This is a genomic window from Sulfuricaulis sp. (genome assembly GCF_041499725.1).
Classification (GTDB): domain Bacteria; phylum Pseudomonadota; class Gammaproteobacteria; order Acidiferrobacterales; family Sulfurifustaceae; genus Sulfuricaulis.
The window spans coordinates 1-15,849 of record NZ_JBGQKW010000066.1 but is presented as its reverse complement, the minus strand read 5'-3'; the positions used below and the strand labels follow the sequence as shown (position 1 = coordinate 15,849).

General features: G+C 60.0%; 16 protein-coding genes. 7 read left to right on the top strand and 9 right to left on the bottom strand.

Annotation, left to right across the window (positions count from 1 at the left end; genetic code table 11):
- From ACC569_RS10910 to ACC569_RS10900, 3 genes are all read left to right on the top strand, one after another.
- Positions 1–1,073: patatin-like phospholipase family protein (locus ACC569_RS10910; RefSeq protein ID WP_372523559.1), on the top strand; the 1,073-nt coding region annotated here is incomplete at its 5' end.
- Positions 1,070–1,270: a DUF2905 domain-containing protein gene (locus ACC569_RS10905; protein WP_372523558.1), complete on the top strand. Its 201-nt coding sequence runs from the start codon at positions 1,070–1,072 to the stop codon at positions 1,268–1,270. The genes ACC569_RS10910 and ACC569_RS10905, both read left to right, overlap by 4 nt.
- A 175-nt stretch (positions 1,271–1,445) precedes the next feature.
- Positions 1,446–1,853, top strand: a complete 408-nt coding sequence (locus tag ACC569_RS10900) for a hypothetical protein (RefSeq protein WP_372523557.1) — start codon at positions 1,446–1,448, stop codon at positions 1,851–1,853.
- Between the two features lie 69 nt (positions 1,854–1,922).
- On the opposite strand, the gene ACC569_RS10895 is transcribed toward ACC569_RS10900, so the two are convergent.
- From ACC569_RS10895 to ACC569_RS10870, 6 genes are all read right to left on the bottom strand, one after another.
- The gene (locus ACC569_RS10895; protein WP_372523556.1) at positions 1,923–2,372 is read right to left on the bottom strand and encodes a glycine zipper 2TM domain-containing protein; all 450 of its coding nucleotides are present in this window, start codon (positions 2,370–2,372) and stop codon (positions 1,923–1,925) included.
- Positions 2,373–2,461: 89 nt separating this feature from the next.
- A complete protein-coding gene (locus tag ACC569_RS10890) occupies positions 2,462–5,986 on the bottom strand; it encodes an FAD-dependent oxidoreductase (RefSeq protein WP_372523555.1) in 3,525 nt (1,174 codons plus the stop codon).
- A gap of 167 nt (positions 5,987–6,153) precedes the next feature.
- Positions 6,154–6,354 (bottom strand): DUF2892 domain-containing protein, encoded by a 201-nt coding sequence (locus ACC569_RS10885; protein WP_372523554.1) that lies wholly within the window; start codon positions 6,352–6,354, stop codon positions 6,154–6,156.
- Between the two features lie 69 nt (positions 6,355–6,423).
- Positions 6,424–6,939, bottom strand: a complete 516-nt coding sequence (moaC, locus tag ACC569_RS10880; protein ID WP_372523553.1) for a cyclic pyranopterin monophosphate synthase MoaC — start codon at positions 6,937–6,939, stop codon at positions 6,424–6,426.
- Between the two features lie 40 nt (positions 6,940–6,979).
- Entirely contained in the window at positions 6,980–7,522 is a 543-nt protein-coding gene (gene moaB / locus ACC569_RS10875) for a molybdenum cofactor biosynthesis protein B (RefSeq protein ID WP_372523552.1), read from the bottom strand.
- Between the two features lie 22 nt (positions 7,523–7,544).
- On the bottom strand, positions 7,545–8,249 hold the full coding sequence (locus tag ACC569_RS10870) for a Crp/Fnr family transcriptional regulator (RefSeq protein ID WP_372523550.1): 705 nt from the start codon (positions 8,247–8,249) through the stop codon (positions 7,545–7,547).
- A gap of 144 nt (positions 8,250–8,393) precedes the next feature.
- Between ACC569_RS10870 and ACC569_RS10865 the strand changes: the two genes are divergently transcribed.
- The 4 genes from ACC569_RS10865 to ACC569_RS10850 all read left to right on the top strand — a co-directional run bounded on the left by ACC569_RS10865 (position 8,394) and on the right by ACC569_RS10850 (position 11,803).
- Positions 8,394–8,657, top strand: coding sequence for a thioredoxin family protein (locus ACC569_RS10865; protein WP_372523549.1), 264 nt, complete (start codon positions 8,394–8,396; stop codon positions 8,655–8,657).
- A 193-nt stretch (positions 8,658–8,850) separates the two neighbouring features.
- Positions 8,851–10,053 carry a gephyrin-like molybdotransferase Glp gene (gene glp / locus ACC569_RS10860; RefSeq protein ID WP_372523548.1) on the top strand — a complete coding sequence of 401 codons (1,203 nt, stop codon included), beginning with the start codon at positions 8,851–8,853 and terminating at the stop codon, positions 10,051–10,053.
- 11 nt (positions 10,054–10,064) lie between these two features.
- Positions 10,065–10,697 (top strand): molybdenum cofactor guanylyltransferase MobA, encoded by a 633-nt coding sequence (gene mobA, locus ACC569_RS10855; RefSeq protein ID WP_372523547.1) that lies wholly within the window; start codon positions 10,065–10,067, stop codon positions 10,695–10,697.
- 368 nt (positions 10,698–11,065) lie between these two features.
- Positions 11,066–11,803, top strand: a complete 738-nt coding sequence (locus tag ACC569_RS10850; RefSeq protein ID WP_372523546.1) for a Crp/Fnr family transcriptional regulator — start codon at positions 11,066–11,068, stop codon at positions 11,801–11,803.
- A gap of 210 nt (positions 11,804–12,013) precedes the next feature.
- Here the strand turns inward: ACC569_RS10850 and ACC569_RS10845 are convergent, their stop codons facing one another.
- From ACC569_RS10845 to ACC569_RS10835, 3 genes are all read right to left on the bottom strand, one after another.
- Entirely contained in the window at positions 12,014–14,263 is a 2,250-nt protein-coding gene (locus tag ACC569_RS10845) for an MtrB/PioB family decaheme-associated outer membrane protein (protein ID WP_372523545.1), read from the bottom strand.
- Between the two features lie 16 nt (positions 14,264–14,279).
- Positions 14,280–15,293, bottom strand: coding sequence for a DmsE family decaheme c-type cytochrome (locus ACC569_RS10840; RefSeq protein WP_372523544.1), 1,014 nt, complete (start codon positions 15,291–15,293; stop codon positions 14,280–14,282).
- 443 nt (positions 15,294–15,736) lie between these two features.
- On the bottom strand, positions 15,737–15,849 hold a 113-nt coding region (locus ACC569_RS10835), incomplete at its 5' end, for a NapC/NirT family cytochrome c (RefSeq protein ID WP_372523560.1).

Genomic DNA, 15,849 nt, shown 5'->3' with positions numbered 1-15,849 from the left:
AGGCGGTCGCCGAGATGCTTCCTCCGGATTGTCCGAATCCATTCCCCATCCTGAGCGGCACCTCGGCGGGGGCGATTAACGCCACCACGCTCGCCATCTACGCCACGCGGTTTCATGAAGGCGTGCGGCGTCTCGTCTACGTGTGGCAGAATTTTCACGTGGACCAGGTTTTCCGAGCCGATGCCCCCGGCGTGCTGGCGAACGGCCTGCGCTGGTTCGCGGCCATGGTGGCGGCTGGACTCGGGCAGCGCAACCCGCATGCCCTGTTCGACCGCGCCCCGCTGCGTCGCTTGCTTTACCGCACCATGCCCTTCGCCAGAATCCAGAAATCCATCGATGCCGGCGCTCTGCACGCGCTGAGTATCACCGCCTCGGGCTACAGCTCGGGCCAGTCCGTGTCCTTCTTTCAGGGGGCGCCGTCGTTGACCATGTGGAAACGTGCGCGGCGCGTGGGCAGCGTGGCCAATATCACGCTCGATCATCTCATGGCGTCGTCCGCCATTCCGTTCGTGTTTTCCGCGGTGAAGATCAACCGCGAGTATTTCGGCGACGGCTCCATGCGTCAGATGGCGCCCATCAGTTCGGCGCTCCATCTGGGCGCGGATCGCGTACTCGTGGTCGGCGTACGCCAGGAAGATTCCTCCGCGATGGTGCGTGGCGAGACCGCTGAATATCCCTCGATCGCCCAGATTGCCGGTCACGTGCTGAACAGTATTTTTCTCGACAGCCTCGAAGCGGATCTCGAACGCTTGCAGCGCATTAACAAAACCATCCGCCTCATCCCGGCGCACCACCTGCGCGAAAGCGGTGTAACCCTGCGCAATGTCGATGTGCTCGTGATTTCACCGAGCGAAGACCTGGAAAAAATCGCCGCGCGCCATGCCCATCACCTCCCGCGATCGATCCGCTTCCTGCTGCGCGGTTTCGGCGCTTTCAACCGCAACGGCTCGAATCTGATCAGTTACCTGCTGTTCGAAAAACCCTACTGCCGGGAATTGATCGATCTGGGCTACCATGACGCGATGCACCGCAAGGAGGAGATTCTGCGGTTTCTGGAAACGTCATCCGCATGACGCGAATTCTGGTTACGCTGGGTATTTTTCTCGTCATCGTGGGAGTCGCCTGGCCGTGGCTCGCCAAGTTGGGGTTAGGGCGGCTGCCCGGCGATATCGTGATCGAGCGCGGTAATTACCGGTTTTATTTTCCCCTCACGACCATGATTCTTCTCAGTCTTTTTTTGTCATTGCTTCTGTGGTTGTTCCGGAAATAACCGGACGCGTCATACGGTAACCTGTAAAGAGTAAGCTTCCACGCGCCCGTTTTTTTTCGGATTGTGGATTGCTTGTGGGGCTGGTAGCGTGATGCGGCGGACGTGTGACCCCGCTAGCCGCGGTAGAAAGATCAGTTAAAAAATAAACCACCACATTCTCACGAGGAGATGAATCATGAAAACTGCAGCAAGGACAAGCATCGCGTTGTGGATACTATGCCTGATGATGTGTTCGATGATGTCGCTGGCCGAGGCAGGAACAAAGGGCGCGCTCGACGGGCATACCTATATCGGCACGCTCGGCGTGAAAGGCCTGCAAACCGGCGGTGAAGAGAAAATCAGTTTTAAGAACGGCGCCCTATATTCGAGCGCATGTACGAATATCGGCTTCAAGCGTATCGCTTATAAGACCAGAAAAAAGGGAGACGTGATCACCTTTACGGCGAAAGGCGTAAGCAAAACTGAAGGCAAATTCAAATGGCAGGGAACCATACAGGGCGATGACCTGAATGCCTCGACCCTGTGGAAAAAGCCGGGTGAGCCGCCGAACGAATCCTGGGTCAAGGCCAAACTGGTAAAATAGCGGTTTGTACAGCACGCCACCTCACCAGTTATAGTGCTGGCGGCGTTTTTCTTGAAACAGAGAAAGTGGTTAGTGAGTGACCCGGGTCGTGCCGCCGCCGGATAAAATGCGCACGCGGTCGCCCACTTTGAACTCTTCGTCCGGCGCCTGGGTGACGGCGATCATCCGGCCACTGTCGAGCTTGACGGTAATTTCGATGCCTTTCTGACGGGTAGTGCCTTCTTCCACCGCCGCGCCGCCGACACCGCCAGCGACCGCGCCAAGAACGGAGCCAACGATCGAGCCCTTGCCGCGACCAATTTCACTGCCAGCGACACCGCCGACCGCGGCGCCGGCCAGACTGCCGACGCCGGATTTTGTGCCTTCGATCTTCACTACGCGTACCAATTCCACCACGCCCATCTGAACCTCCTGGGCTCCGCGTGCTTGCTCGCGTGAGTAATCACCGCTGCCCAGGCCGCCGGCGCAACCGGAAAGCAGTAATAAGGTGATGATGGCAGCCGGTATGAGATAACGCATAAAATCTCCCGATGAAAAAACGCGATAATGAGTTAAGGAATAAACGTTAGAGGCACTCTCCGGTTGACAAGTTCCGCTCCGAAGCCGGTTTAAACACGCGCTATATTATGGCGTTCGAGCAAAAAATCCAGCCACTGATTGGTCAGGTGTTCCTGAACCCGGTTCTGAGACAGGCGCTCGTCGAGGTTATCCAGATCCACGACATCGAGCGGTTGGTCCTGCCACGAGCAGCCGAACACCGCCTTGGTGCGCTTGCCGGTGGCGGGATCGATCTGCCACTGCAGGCATTGCGAACACACACCCTTCAGACAGCATTGCATCGGCGTGTTGATCGAGGCGGTGGTTGCCGGTTTTTTCGTGAGATACGGCGCCAGTTCTTTCGCCCGCGCATCGCGGATGAGGCGCACCAGCCGGTTGCTGCCGACCACCTGCAGACGCGTGACATCTTCCAGCTTGATCGGCATCTCGCCCAGTTTGCCCGAGGCGTATTGAACGATCGCCTCCAATACCGGCGCCGTTACAGCGCGGTCCTGCGGCCGGCGCGGCTTGATGGCGGTGCCGTTTCCGGTAACCCACAGGATCGCATCGGCGGCCGCCTCGATTTCATTCTGGCAAAAGACATCCAGCGCGGTGTCGAAGCAACCCACGAACAGCACGCGATTGCCATTCTCGCGCAGCGCCTTGCCGGTGGACTGCACATGCACCGCGCCGTGACGGCCGCCGACGAAAAGAATAGTTTCGCCGCCGTGGGGAATCGTCGCGCGCACGCCGGTCGGGCCCATGAGCGCCACCGGCTCCCCGGGCTTGAGCGTCGCGACCAGGCGCGAGCTCGCGCCGCGCTCGATCACCATGAGCGACACCGTGCCCTTGACCATGTCCACGCGTGCGCCGGTCATGGCCAGCGCCTCGGTCTGCAAACGCGTGCCGCCCACGAGCGCGGAACGTGTCTCGAAATTTTGCAGCCGGAAGAACTGGCCGGCCTTGAATCGTCTTGCCGCCATGGGCGCGCGCACGCTGATCTCAACCACCGATGGTGTGAGCCGTTTGACAGACTCGACGCGCGCGGCCAGTAGTTCGTCCATGGTCACGCGGAAATGCCGGTACTCCCTGGCATCTCCTTTTTGATCCACCTTGTCTCCGAGTGTCGCGACGATCTTGGGATAGGTGCGCAGCCCCGAGGCGACCGCCTTGACCACGCTGCCATGGAACACAGGGTGGGTGTCTCCGAGAAAACTCACGCGGCGATCGTCGGCGCCATACGAAGTGAATGGCCCGAAGTCGCCCATCTTGCAGTGCGCCGCGACCGGAATCGGTTCGAGTTTTCCGTCAACGTCGTGATGCGTCTGATAGTGGCCGCGCTCCTTGTGGAAGTGGCCCTTGTGTTCGAACTCGTAGGCGACGTTCGGACGCGCGCCGGTGGCCACCAGGATCGCGCGCGTCGGGATGACCACCTCTTCGCCGGTTTCCATCCACTTGCCGTCGGCATCGGGCCGCAGTCGCCTGGTCACCAGCGCGTCCACCTGACCGTACTTGTCCACGCGCGCCTCTTTCGGATCGAGGCCCTCGGCGTAGAAGATGCCTTCCTCGAAGGCCTTGATGATTTCCTCGTGGTTGCGGGTGTAGGCGGGCGACTGGTTCATGCCCTTGCGGTAGGCGATCGTGACGCCGCCCCACTGGTGGATGAGCTTCAGGAAATCGGGCGCGGTTCGGGCCTGTTTCGCGCGTTCGCGTTCGACACGCACCGCGCGCCCGTGTGCGAGGAACTCGTCGAGAATCGCGAGCGCACCTTCATCGAGCCCGGTCCGTACCGCTTTTTCACTTTTCTCCTTGACGAGCGTCTCGTAGCGCTCGAGCATTTTTTCAACCTGCACGATGTAATACGCTTGTATTTCGGTGGCGGTGTCGACGCCGGTGAGACCGCCGCCGATCACCACCGCGGGCAGGCGTACCTGCAGGTTGGCAAGGCTCGCGTGCTTGGCCGCGCCCGTCAGCTGCAGCGCCATGAGAAAATCGTTCGCCTGGCGCATGCCGGGGGCGAGGCTCCCGGGCACCGGCAGCGCCTGCGGCAGGCCCGCGCCGATGCAGATGGCGATGTGATCGAAGCCGAGTTTCCAGGCGTCTTCGACCGTCAGGGTGCCGCCGAAACGCACGCCACCGAATACCTGGAAATGCGGACGGCGCGCCAGCGAGAGGTATATGAGTTTCAGGAAATTTTTGTCCCAGCGGTTGGTGATGCCGTATTCCGCGACGCCGCCGAATCCCGTCATAGTGCGGGTGTCGAGCGCTTCCTCGAGGTCGGTGTAATCGCGTATCGGTTCGTGCACCAGCTTCTCGGGCAACGGCTCGATCTTGAGGCCGTCGGCGCCGACCACGGCGAAGCCTTCCATCAGCATGTGGTGCGCGAGCGTGAAGCCCGCCGGGCCCATGCCGAACACCAGTACCTTGAGCCCGTTGTACGGTTTCGGCTGCCACTGGCGCGGCCGCAACGGGTTCCAGCGGATGAGCAGGTCGTAAATCTCCACGCCCCACGGCAGGTCGAGCACGTCGGTGAGGATGCGCGTCTCGGCCTGCGGGATGTTGACCGGGTCCTGTTTCTGGTAGATGCAGGCCTTCATGCAATCGTTGCAGATGCGGTGCCCGGTGGCGGCGCACATCGGATTGTCCACCGTGATCATCGCCAACGCCCCGATGGTGCAGCCGGATTTTTTCAGGCTGTGCATCTCGGAGATCTTTTCGTCCAGCGGGCAGCCGGTAAGGGCTACCCCCAGCGGATTGACCTTGAGCCCTTTGTCCGGCTCGCCCTTCTTCTCCGGGAAGCCCTTGGAGCAGAAGTCGCCGTCGTGGTCGTGGCAGTAGATGCAGTAATGGATTTCGTTCTGCACCTCGCGCGCATTCATGCGCAGGTCGGTGAGCTTGAAGCCGTCGCGCGCGCGCAGATGCTCGGGCGGTCCCGCAACGCGCCCGACATCGTCGTGGAGTGGCACGATCGGGACCAGCTTCTGGTGATCGATCCCTTCCGGCAGGCGGAAACTGACCCAGCCTTTCACCGCGGCCTTGCCTTCCGGGACGGTCAGCGCACGGATACACCAGCGCGTCAGTTTTTCGATGGCCTCGGCATGGGCCTTTTCGTCTTTGAGCAGTTGCCCGCCGTATTCGGCAATCGCCAGCTCGCGGTCGGAAGCATCCCGTGCCGCCGGCTTGAGCGTTTGTGCCAGCCAGTCGTCCAGCTCGACAAAACTTTCAAATTCCTCTTTCTTCACCAGGCGCCGGCGCGCGCGGCGTTGCACGAAGAATTTCTTGAAATGAAACACCGGGTCGTGCGCCAGTGTGCGTTGTTGCGAGGCCTTCATCGTCTCTTTGATGCCAAACAGGCCGGTGATGAAATCGTCCAGCACCGGCCCGCAGGTCAACAGCAGCTCGCTGACCTGCAACGGCGTGAGCTTCTCGCGGCCGTCGCGCCAGGCGATCAGGGTGGAGCGCGCGCGGGTGTCGTGATCGCGCAGACGATCGAGGAACAGGCCGTCGATTTTTTTCAGACCTTCCGGCGTGAAAAGCTCAGCGAAGCTGAGGCCGTGGTTCAATGTCAATGCCGGCGGCGATTCAGGTCGGGACATGAAAAATTCGTTATGCGGAATTCAGGAAAAAATATCCGCCGGTGAGTCCCCGTCAGGGGCCGGTCGGCGAGCGCGTATTGTAAGACCTCGCGCGCGTGATTGCATGGAAAAATCAGGAGATGTCGCGGGAAAATTCCGGGAATCTCCCGTGTTCCGCCGTCGCGGCGTCAGGATTGTTTGGTTTTGCAGGTACTGACGCCGATCAGGGTGTAGGCCGGACACCAACCTAATATCACCGTCAGTATCGGGCCGATGCCGATCAATCCCCACCAGCGTGCGTTGCCTTCCAGGATAAACAACAGGCTCAGCAGCGCAATCCCGATGACGACACGCAGCGCCTTGTCCAGGTTGCCAATGTTCTTTTCCATAAAGGACCTCCTCGGCAAGAGAGTATTAGGGTTTCCAGCATAGCGCCGGTGTGCCCGGGTAACAACCGCTCAACGCCGCCAGTCGCCGGAGCGACCGCCGGATTTGGCGACGAGGCCGATATCGGTGAGCGTCATGCCGCGGTCAACGCTTTTGCACATGTCATATATAGTCAACAGCACGATCTGGACCGCCGTGAGCGCTTCCATTTCCACGCCGGTCCGGGCCTGAGTGCGCACCGTGCTGCGACAATACACCGCAGACCGCTTTTCATCGGCTGTCAGCTCGATGTCAACGGCGGTGAGGGGAATGGCGTGGCACAACGGGATGAGTTCCGCGGTTTTCTTCGCCGCCATGATACCGGCCACGCGCGCGACCGCGAGCACGTCGCCCTTTTTGTGCCCGCCCCCAATGATGAGCCTGAGCGTCTCCGGCTGCATGCGGATGAGACCCTCGGCCACGGCCTCGCGGACCGTGACCTCTTTTCCGCCCACGTCCACCATGTGTGCCTCGCCGGATGGCTTGAGGTGGGTGAGCTTAGTCGTAAATGTAGTCCTGCTTCGCTGGCGCTTCGTTCGTCTTGTCATAAATGTAGCCCTACTGCGCTGCGCTGCGTTCGTCTTACCATTATAATTTGGGTGCGGGATCGTGGCGGATGCGCGGTAGCATCTCGGTGAGATTGCAGGGGCCGGTGGTTGAATCCAGTTGCGGCAGAATGATCTTGTCCATGCCGGTACGGCAGGCCCCAGTCGAGCCCGGGAGGCAAAAAACAAGCGTGTTGTCGGCCACGCCACCTAGTGCGCGCGATTCGATGGTCGAGGTGCCGATCTCCTCGTAGGAAAGCCAGCGAAACAACTCGCCGAAACCGGGGATGGTTTTGGTGAATAACGGCTCGACTGCTTCGGGAGTGACGTCGCGCTTTGTCAGTCCGGTTCCGCCGGTGGAGATGACCACATCCACGTTTTTATCGGCAATCCAGGCACGCAATTGCGCGCGCAGTTTTTCGACGTCGTCCTTGAGAATTACGCGGCTCACGACCTTGTGCCCCGCGGCCGTGAGCCGCTCTTGAAGGAGATCGCCGGAGGTGTCGTTTTCGCGCGTGCGCGTGTCCGAGACCGTCAGCACCGCGACGTTCAGGGCAACGAACGGACCTTTGGTTTTTTTACTCATGATTTTTTCCTTGATGCCGCTATCAATCCTGCGGCGGCAGGTGCACGAGATCGCGCAGCGCCTGCACATTGCGCACGGTGATGTGGTTGCCATGCACCTCGATCAGTTCGCGCTGACGCAGTTTCGCGAGGATGCGCGACAGCGTCTCGGGCTGGATCGCGAGACGCGAGGCGATCACGCCCTTCGGTGTCGTGAGCTGCACCTCGGGCGAGGTCTTGACGTCGCGTGGAATCTGCTCGAGCAGATACGCCACGAGACGATAGGTGGCATTTTGCAGCGTAAGACTTTCGATCTGGTTCACCAGCATGTGCAGCCGCCGGCTCAGGGAAGCGAGCAGCCCGAAGCTGGCCTCGTGCGATTCTCGCAATAAATTGAGAAAGGCCTTCTGTTCGATGGCGTAGAGGCGCGATTCGCTCACCGCCTCGGCATTCACCGGGTAGCGCCCCTGGGTGCCCATGAACATCACCGCCTCGGCGAAGGTCTGGCCCGGTTGCATGATCTCGATAATTTTCTCGTCGCCTTCGGGCGAGAGACGAAACAGCTTCACCATGCCGTCGCGCAGGAAGAAGAATCGCTCGGCGGGTTGGCTGTGCCGGAACAGCGTGTCACCCGTGTTGAGATGGATATCGTGCATGCCTTGTATCAGGGCAGCCAGATGCTGATCCGCCATGTCGGCGAACAGGTAAGCGCGGCGTAATTCGCTGGCCGCCTCCGGGGGTCGGTTCATGGCGCAATCATAACCTCAGACAGGGCCGGTTGACCAAGGTCAATGCCGTGGACGGTGTCCCGATTCAAAGTGGCGGGCACATCCTTTTCACGCGCTGTCGCCCTACACCGGCGCGCAGCCCCATCTGACGAGACAGACCGAGGAATGAAAGTCCAGTTGCTGGTTTCCGACGCATGTGCCCCATGCGATCAGGCCGAAAAGGTCTGGTGTGGGGTGGTGGCCGAACGCGAACTGGAATTCTCCGTGGTCAATCTGGCTGAGCCGGAAGGCCGGCAGCTGGCGGACCGTCTGCAGCTCAGAACCATCCCGGCGCTGGTGGTGGACGGCGTGCTGGTGGCCATCGGGGTGCAAAGCGCCGAAGAGGCGCGCGCCCTGGTGTCGCGGGCGCCGCTTCGAAAACACCCTTAAGAAGAGTCTATAAATTAATTTGATTTTGAACCCCAAGACGCCAAGAACGCCAAGCATTGCTCTTTAAAAAACGGTTTTTTTGACGATCTTGGTGTCTTGGCGGTTAATTTCATTTTGCTAGGGTTCGTATCCAAAACCAAGCCCGACACGTAAGCGTATAGGCCCAGACCGCAAAATACGTTACCGTTTAGGCATGCTGACCCTGGAAGAAGCCCGCGCCGCGATTCTTGCCGAAGTCACGCCGGCGGCGGCCACGGAAATGACATCGCTCGCGCAGGCCCATGGCCGCTTCGTCGCGCGTGAATTGCGCGCGCGGGTGGACAACCCCGCGTTCGATAATTCCGCCATGGACGGCTACGCGCTGCGCGTGGCCGATCTGCTTGCCGCCGGTTTTGTGCTGCCGCGGCGCGGTGAGTGCCGCTGCGGCGATGCCCCGGGGCGACTGGCCGCCGGCACCACGATGCGCATCTTCACCGGCGCCCCGCTGCCCGAGGGCGCCGACACCGTCGTGATCCAGGAAGACATCAAGCTCGAAGGCGATACGGTGGTATTTCCCAAAACCGTGCAACCGGGCAGCCACCTGCGCCGGCGTGGCGAGGATTTCCACCAGGATGACGTGTTGTACCAACCCGGGCGCAGGCTTTCGGCTTACGATCTGGCGTTGTTGTCCGCCGCCGGCGTGGCGCAAATCCCGGTTTACGTTTCGGCGCGCGTGCTGGTGGTCGCCACGGGCGATGAGCTGGTGGCGCCCGGCGCGCCGCTGCGGCCGGGACAGATATACGAATCCAATCGGCTGGCGACGATATTGTTGTTGCGCGAGCTGGGCATGGACGCCGTGGACGGCGGCACGGTGCGTGACGAGCCGGCGGCGTTGCGCGCGCTGCTGAAATCGTCCGCGGATTTCGATTTCGTCATCACCAGCGGCGGCGCCTCGGTGGGCGATCACGATCTGGTCAAGCAGGTATTCGCCGAGATCGGACAGATCAAATTCTGGAAAGTGAAAATCAAGCCGGGCAAGCCCATCGCCTTCGGGCGCGTGGGAACGCGCACGCATTTCTTCGCGCTGCCCGGCAATCCGGTGTCGAGCCTGGTGACGTTCAAGCTGTTCGTCGAGCCGGCGCTCATCGCCTGGCATCACGGCATCCCGCATCTGCCCCATCTCGCCGCCACGGCAACGAACGAGTTCCGCCGCCATCCCGGACGCACCGAGTTTCTGCGCGCGCATCTGGTCAGCGAAAACGGAAAGCTCATGGCCACGGCGCTGCGCGGCCAGGGTTCGCACATGCTCGGACCGCTGCGCGAGACCAATGGCTTCATTCGTGTCGAGGCGGACAGCGCCGGTTTTAAGCCGGGAGAAACGGTCATGGCGGTTCCGCTGAACACGGAATTTTCATGACCCGCTGACGCATGGCCGGGAGATCCTCAACGGGCATCCCTGTTTCCGACATCACCGGCGTTATTCTCGCCGGAGGCCGTGGAAGCCGCCTGGGCGGCGCCGACAAGGGGCTGGTCCCGTTGCGCGGCCGGCCGCTCATCGAGCATGTCATCTCAATACTGCGGCCGCAGGTCGGACGTCTCGTCATCAGCGCCAACCGCAACCGGGAAACGTACGCGGCTTACGGCGTACCCGTCATCGCCGATGCGATCGGCGACTATCATGGTCCGCTCGCCGGAATCCTGAGCGCGCTGCGCGCGGCTGACACGCCGTGGGTGCTGAGCGCGCCCTGCGACACGCCGGCACCGCCATCCGATCTGGCCGAACGTCTGATCGCCGCCCTGGTGCGCGAACAGGCGCAACTGGCCGTGGCCACCTGCGGCGCGCGAATGCAGCCGGTGTTTGCGCTGGCGCATCGCACGTTGGCCCGGTCATTACAGGATTATCTTGTCGGTGGCGGTCGCGAAGCCGGCGAATGGATGCGACGGCAAGACGCGGCGCTGGCGGATTTTTCCGACACGGCGGACGCGTTCGTGAATATCAACACGCCGCAGGAACTGCAGGCCGCCGAGGGACCAAATAACGCCACTAAAAACCCTAAATAAGGCGAGCGTGACACTCATTCCCTTTCCCCATCGGTTCACCGCCACCGCGGCCTGGCGTTCGCCGGCCGGGGCCTGAATGATATGGATCAACGCTCTCAGACCCACGTCGCGGGCCTGACACGCCCCCGGGCTTGGGCATGAGTCTTCCGGGCGGGGCGGGGATATCTCTATGAATAGCAGGGTAAAACTTGTATGTGTATCGTCAGGGCGGGTGACCGGTTATAGTGAATCTTGATGCAGGTCAATATCCCGTCTGAGCGACTCAAATAGATTTGGTTATCTGCTGCACCGATAACAAATATGATGACAGGACGAATGAAGCGAAGCGGAGTAGGGCTTCATTAACGCGGGGCTTTAGAATCAAGAATATGGCTACCTGTGCTTGCGAGATCAATGCTTGTGCCCTGTGTGAAGACCGCATGTATCCCGGCCTCACGAAGGAACAGGTTTGTCAGATTCGCGAGCGCCTGATTCGCGAGATGTACGAGCCGCACGAGGTGCTGTTCCGCGAGGGCGATCCGGCGGCCTTCCTGTTCGCGCTGCGTTCCGGACAACTCAAGCTCACGAGTTCAATGCCGGATGGGCGGCAGCAGATCGTGCGGATCGCGGTGGCGGGTCAGCTGCTTGGCATTGAGACTTTCAAGGGTCAGCGCTATCCGTTCAGCGCCGAGGCGCTCACCGACGTGGTCGCCTGCAAGATCAGTCACGACGATCTCCGTCAAATCCTCGAAGCCAGCCCGGCCATCGCGTTGCGCGTGATCGAGACGCTCAGCCAGGAACTGGATCAGGCCGAATCCTTGATTCGCGATCTCGGGCTGAAGACCGCGCCGGAGAAGGTTTCGAGTTTCCTGTTGTCGTTGATTCCGCAGCGCGGCGACCCGAGCGCCGAGCTGCCGTTGCGGCTGTCGCGGCGCGAGATCGCCGAGATGCTCGGTCTGACGGAAGAGACCGTGAGCCGCGTCATGGCCGATTTCGCCCGCAAGAAAATCATCGGCAGTGGGAAAGGTTACATCCGCATCCTCGACCGGAAGTGGCTCGAAGAGACCAATGGCGTCAAAAACAAGGCGTCCAGTGCCGGGCGGCGTGCTCTGTCCGGCCATTCTTGATGTGCATGGGCTTCGGACTTTCACCGTTACGAGCGCGCCCGGTTACTTATTCGAAGAAAATTCAGTGAGCCAGGGTAGTTGTATTCTCAACGCGCGTGTGTTGGAGCGCGTCCCATCTATCCTTGCAGCTTCTCAAGGCGGCACCGTCGGTGTTCAACGGCACCGCCTATCCTTACGGAACGTTCACGCGACCAGGGTTTCCTCTCAAAATCAGCGCCACTTGTAAATATAAGTTGCCGCAACGTAAGTCACGTGTTGCTTTGGATCAAACGAAACAATCGTGTTGTCGGAATAGGTGAAGGGTGTCCCGCCGTATCCCCAGGTCCATTCGTCCAACCGCGCCCGGAAATGCACCAGGTCGACGCGCAGGTCGGCGTTTTTCTCCAGTGCATACTTGCCGAAGAGCTTCAACCTGAACTCGTCGTACGACACTTCCGGCAGTCCTCCCTGCTGAGCGAGAAATGTCTTGTTAGCTGCGCTGGCTGAACCATCCAACGTCTCATTATATTTGGTGCTATCGTTGAGATACGACAGATCCGCACCCACCGCGAGCCGGCCGGACAGCTTGCCGGCGACACCGATGCCCAGGGTGGTGTTGAGGTTCCGCAGCACGGCATCGTACCCGGTGGAGTGGGCTACACGAATATCCTGATCGCCCTGGGACCAATAGCCGGTCAGCTTCCACGCTTCGGATAGAGTCAGTGCCGCGTCGATGCTGTAGAGCAGGCTGCCGGAATCCCGCAGACCCTTTTGAGTCGGGGCACCATAACTATCCTGCGCGTCTTCCACTATGAACTGCAGCGACAGCCGCTCGGTCGCGGACCAGTCGGCCATCAGCTTCACCTTATCGCGAATACGGTTCTCAAATATCATCGGAAAAATACCGGTGCGATTATAGATTTGGGTGTCGGAGAGTTCCGTGGTGCCCGTAGCCGGGAGACTATTGGGTTTCAACCAGTTCGACGCACCGTCGCGGCGGCTGCTCGCGTAGCTGACGCTGCCGGTGAGCGTTTCGGATATGGAACGCTGCAGTTCGGCACGCCAGCCGATTTCTTCGGTTTTCGCGCGCACCGCCGTAACTCCCGCGATACTGCTTCCGGTACACTCACCGGTTATCGGATCGATAGCGCCACATCCGGGGCTTGAAAAATCGCCGCGATCCAGCATCTCGTAATCAGTGCCCAAGGTCGCCCGGTAGTTGTCTGGCAACTGATAGCTCCCTTCCAGTTTGCCGGCGATTTTCTTCAACGAATATTTGCTGTTGGCAAACACTTCCGTCCCATCTACGCTGTACAGGGCCTGCGGCGTCTTGTCCTTTCTGTTCTCGTAACGCAGATTGGCGAGCACCGAGAGTTTCTGCATGGGGTGTGTCGTCAGGCCCAACTGGAGCAGGGTGGTATCGACGACACCGCCATAGTCGGCCTTGCCGGCCGGGGCGCCCGTCAACCCGTTGCCGAGAAAATTGTCGGTCTGCGTGGCATGGGTATACGCGTACTTGAAGGTCATGCGGGTCTTGGGCGTGAAGGCATAGTTGCCGTCGAGATAAAGCTGATGCGCCTGGTTGTCGGGCGGCAGTGCCATGGGCAACCCCAAGGTGTTACGGAGGCCGGCGTCAAGCACCGTTGGCGTGCCGAGGGGGTTATTCAAGGTACCGGGCACGTTTGGCGTCAGGTTGCCGTAGGCGTTGGTGTAGAACGAACCGTAATACCCTCCGGTCAGCAACAATTTATCTCTGGAAAAATTCAGCTTGGCCTCGAGCTGGCGGATATTAGAGTTGATCGGCTCGGGCAACATCAGCAACGCCCACTGGGTGGTGCTCGCGCTGCATACGCCGGCAGTCACCCATGCGGCGCTGCAGGCAAAACCTTTTCCGAACAGGCGCGCGCCTTCCTTGTCTTCGTTCTTGATGTTGGCCTCGAACTGAAGGGAAGGGGTGAGCCACTTTTCCATGCCGAGACCGACACCCTCGCGTTTGGTCGCCAGATTCAGTTCTGTTCCTGTCCCGGGCGCGAGCAGAAGCACGACAGTCGGGTTGGTCGATCCGGCGCCCAGCATTCCGGTATTAATAGTGCGCGGATAATAGCGGGACAGTTGACTGTACTCCGCATAATATTTCCAGTCGCCCTGTTTTTGCTGTGAGAAGGACAAATCCCGGTCGTCGAGGCCGAGATTGCGCCCCGTGAGGATTGTCCAGGTGCCCGTGGCATCGTCGCGTTTAACGGCATCGATATCGAGCTGGCCATAGTAGTTGCCGTGGCGCATGCCGTTGTATTGCCCGAAGATCGACTTTTCATTGCTGTTGCCGCTGGCGTAGCTCAGTCCAATACCCGCCGAGCTTTCAGGCTTGGTGAGCTGAGCGATGTCATCTCCTTCCGCGCCGTACGCCGGGTTGAAGGCCGCGAGCACCGCGAGGACCATGACCTTCTTGCTGAAACCATGATGTTGTTTTTCACTGTTCATGATGGATCACCCTCTCTCAACGGAAGTTGAACTGCGGGGTTGGATTGGTTGTGCTCGGATTGTTGGTGCCGTGAACCTGCGTATGGCAGTTCAGACAGCCCCGCGCCATGGTGTAGTTGATGCCGCTCTTGCCGCTCGTGGTTGCGCTGAGGAGCGCCGAGGACTGATGCTGGCCGGCAATTTGAGCAACTTGGCCTCCATGCGGCGTGTGGCACTGGTGGCACAGGAACGGCGGCCGCATCTTCAGCATGCTTTCCGCGGTGGTGCCATGCGGGTTATGGCAGTTCGAGCAATCTTCAGCGACCGGCTCGTGGGTATGGACGAACGGCCCGCGTTTCTCCATGTGGCAGGTGTAGCAGGTGTCGTTCACGCTATCGCGTTTCATGAGTTTCGGTCCGACCGAACCGTGCGGATTATGGCAATCGGAACACGCCATCTTGCCCTCGGGAATCGGGTGATGAGAGGGCCGGTTGATCTGCGCGCGCTGTTCCTTGTGGCAAGTGAAGCAGACCTCGGGCTGGGTAATCTTGTCGCGCACTTTGTCGTGCGCCGTGTGGATCTGGTGGCATGAGGTGCAAGCCACTTCGCGGCTCTGATGCGTGCTCCCCATCCAGTGCGAGCGCTTCGAGTCCTTGTCATGGCAAGTGAGACAGGCATCGTTGCGTGCCTCGATGGGCGTGGTCGAGTTCTTGGTGAACATGCGCTCGGGTTTCGGCTGAACCTGGCCGGCGGTGACATTCACCATATGTGTCTCGCTATTCCCGTGACAACTTGTGCAGGTAGGCGTGCGACCGTCTGCCGTGGTGCCGTGCTTGGTCTTGCCTATCGAGAGCAGCTTGGGGCTGTCGGTCTCGTCATGGCAGCGCGTACACTTGGCATCGCCCTTGAGAACGAGATCCTTGGCTGCCAACCCGGCGGATGGTTCTTTCTCTTCGCCCAGTGTTGGGAGATCCGCCGCCAGCGCGATAGAGATTCCCCCAAGGCCACCGATGAACGCGCACAAGACTACTACTTGCCGCAAGAATTTCATTTTTAATCTCCTATCATCTTTTCTTTCATCTTCGCCGTTGCCGTGGCCACGAAGTAACCACGCCGTCCGCCAACCTTAACCGCATGTTTCCACATGATTGGGCTTAATGTAATTGATATATCGCAATCGGAAATTTGATCAGAATCAACACTCATGAAGCACCCCGAAAAATAACCACGGCCATCCGCCAAGCTTAATTGCACGCTCGTGCACGTTTGGGCTTAATTTAATTGATATATCGCAATTAGAAATTGATCAGAATCAACATTCTGAAAATAGCCCTAGCGGTCGAGAGAATAGGCGTGTTCTTATAAAGAGCCTTTAACTAAAGCTTCTTTTGAACGAGCCTGCGACCGCTCATTGTTGCCAATCAAGACGTGGCCGCGGGGGAGGGGGGCGGACCCCCCTCCACTCAAACTCTGGTCAGTTAAGCCCGGTCTTTTTTACTCATAGCCCTGGGGCAGCTCGTGCGCTATTCCCTTATGACAGTCGATGCAGGTTTTCCCGCTCGCGCGCACAGACTCGATGGTATGTTTCTTCTGGGCGCTTGGGTCCT

What these genes read in the sequence shown, in the direction of transcription:
- ACC569_RS10905 (WP_372523558.1), top strand. Translation starts at nt 1,070, where the DNA reads ATGACGCGAATTCTGGTTACGCTGGGTATTTTTCTCGTCATCGTGGGA.
- ACC569_RS10900 (WP_372523557.1), top strand. Translation starts at nt 1,446, where the DNA reads ATGAAAACTGCAGCAAGGACAAGCATCGCGTTGTGGATACTATGCCTG.
- ACC569_RS10895 (WP_372523556.1), bottom strand. Translation starts at nt 2,372, where the DNA reads ATGCGTTATCTCATACCGGCTGCCATCATCACCTTATTACTGCTTTCC.
- ACC569_RS10890 (WP_372523555.1), bottom strand. Translation starts at nt 5,986, where the DNA reads ATGTCCCGACCTGAATCGCCGCCGGCATTGACATTGAACCACGGCCTC.
- ACC569_RS10885 (WP_372523554.1), bottom strand. Translation starts at nt 6,354, where the DNA reads ATGGAAAAGAACATTGGCAACCTGGACAAGGCGCTGCGTGTCGTCATC.
- moaC (WP_372523553.1), bottom strand. Translation starts at nt 6,939, where the DNA reads ATGACAAGACGAACGAAGCGCCAGCGAAGCAGGACTACATTTACGACT.
- moaB (WP_372523552.1), bottom strand. Translation starts at nt 7,522, where the DNA reads ATGAGTAAAAAAACCAAAGGTCCGTTCGTTGCCCTGAACGTCGCGGTG.
- ACC569_RS10870 (WP_372523550.1), bottom strand. Translation starts at nt 8,249, where the DNA reads ATGAACCGACCCCCGGAGGCGGCCAGCGAATTACGCCGCGCTTACCTG.
- ACC569_RS10865 (WP_372523549.1), top strand. Translation starts at nt 8,394, where the DNA reads ATGAAAGTCCAGTTGCTGGTTTCCGACGCATGTGCCCCATGCGATCAG.
- glp (WP_372523548.1), top strand. Translation starts at nt 8,851, where the DNA reads ATGCTGACCCTGGAAGAAGCCCGCGCCGCGATTCTTGCCGAAGTCACG.
- mobA (WP_372523547.1), top strand. Translation starts at nt 10,065, where the DNA reads ATGGCCGGGAGATCCTCAACGGGCATCCCTGTTTCCGACATCACCGGC.
- ACC569_RS10850 (WP_372523546.1), top strand. Translation starts at nt 11,066, where the DNA reads ATGGCTACCTGTGCTTGCGAGATCAATGCTTGTGCCCTGTGTGAAGAC.
- ACC569_RS10845 (WP_372523545.1), bottom strand. Translation starts at nt 14,263, where the DNA reads ATGAACAGTGAAAAACAACATCATGGTTTCAGCAAGAAGGTCATGGTC.
- ACC569_RS10840 (WP_372523544.1), bottom strand. Translation starts at nt 15,293, where the DNA reads ATGAAATTCTTGCGGCAAGTAGTAGTCTTGTGCGCGTTCATCGGTGGC.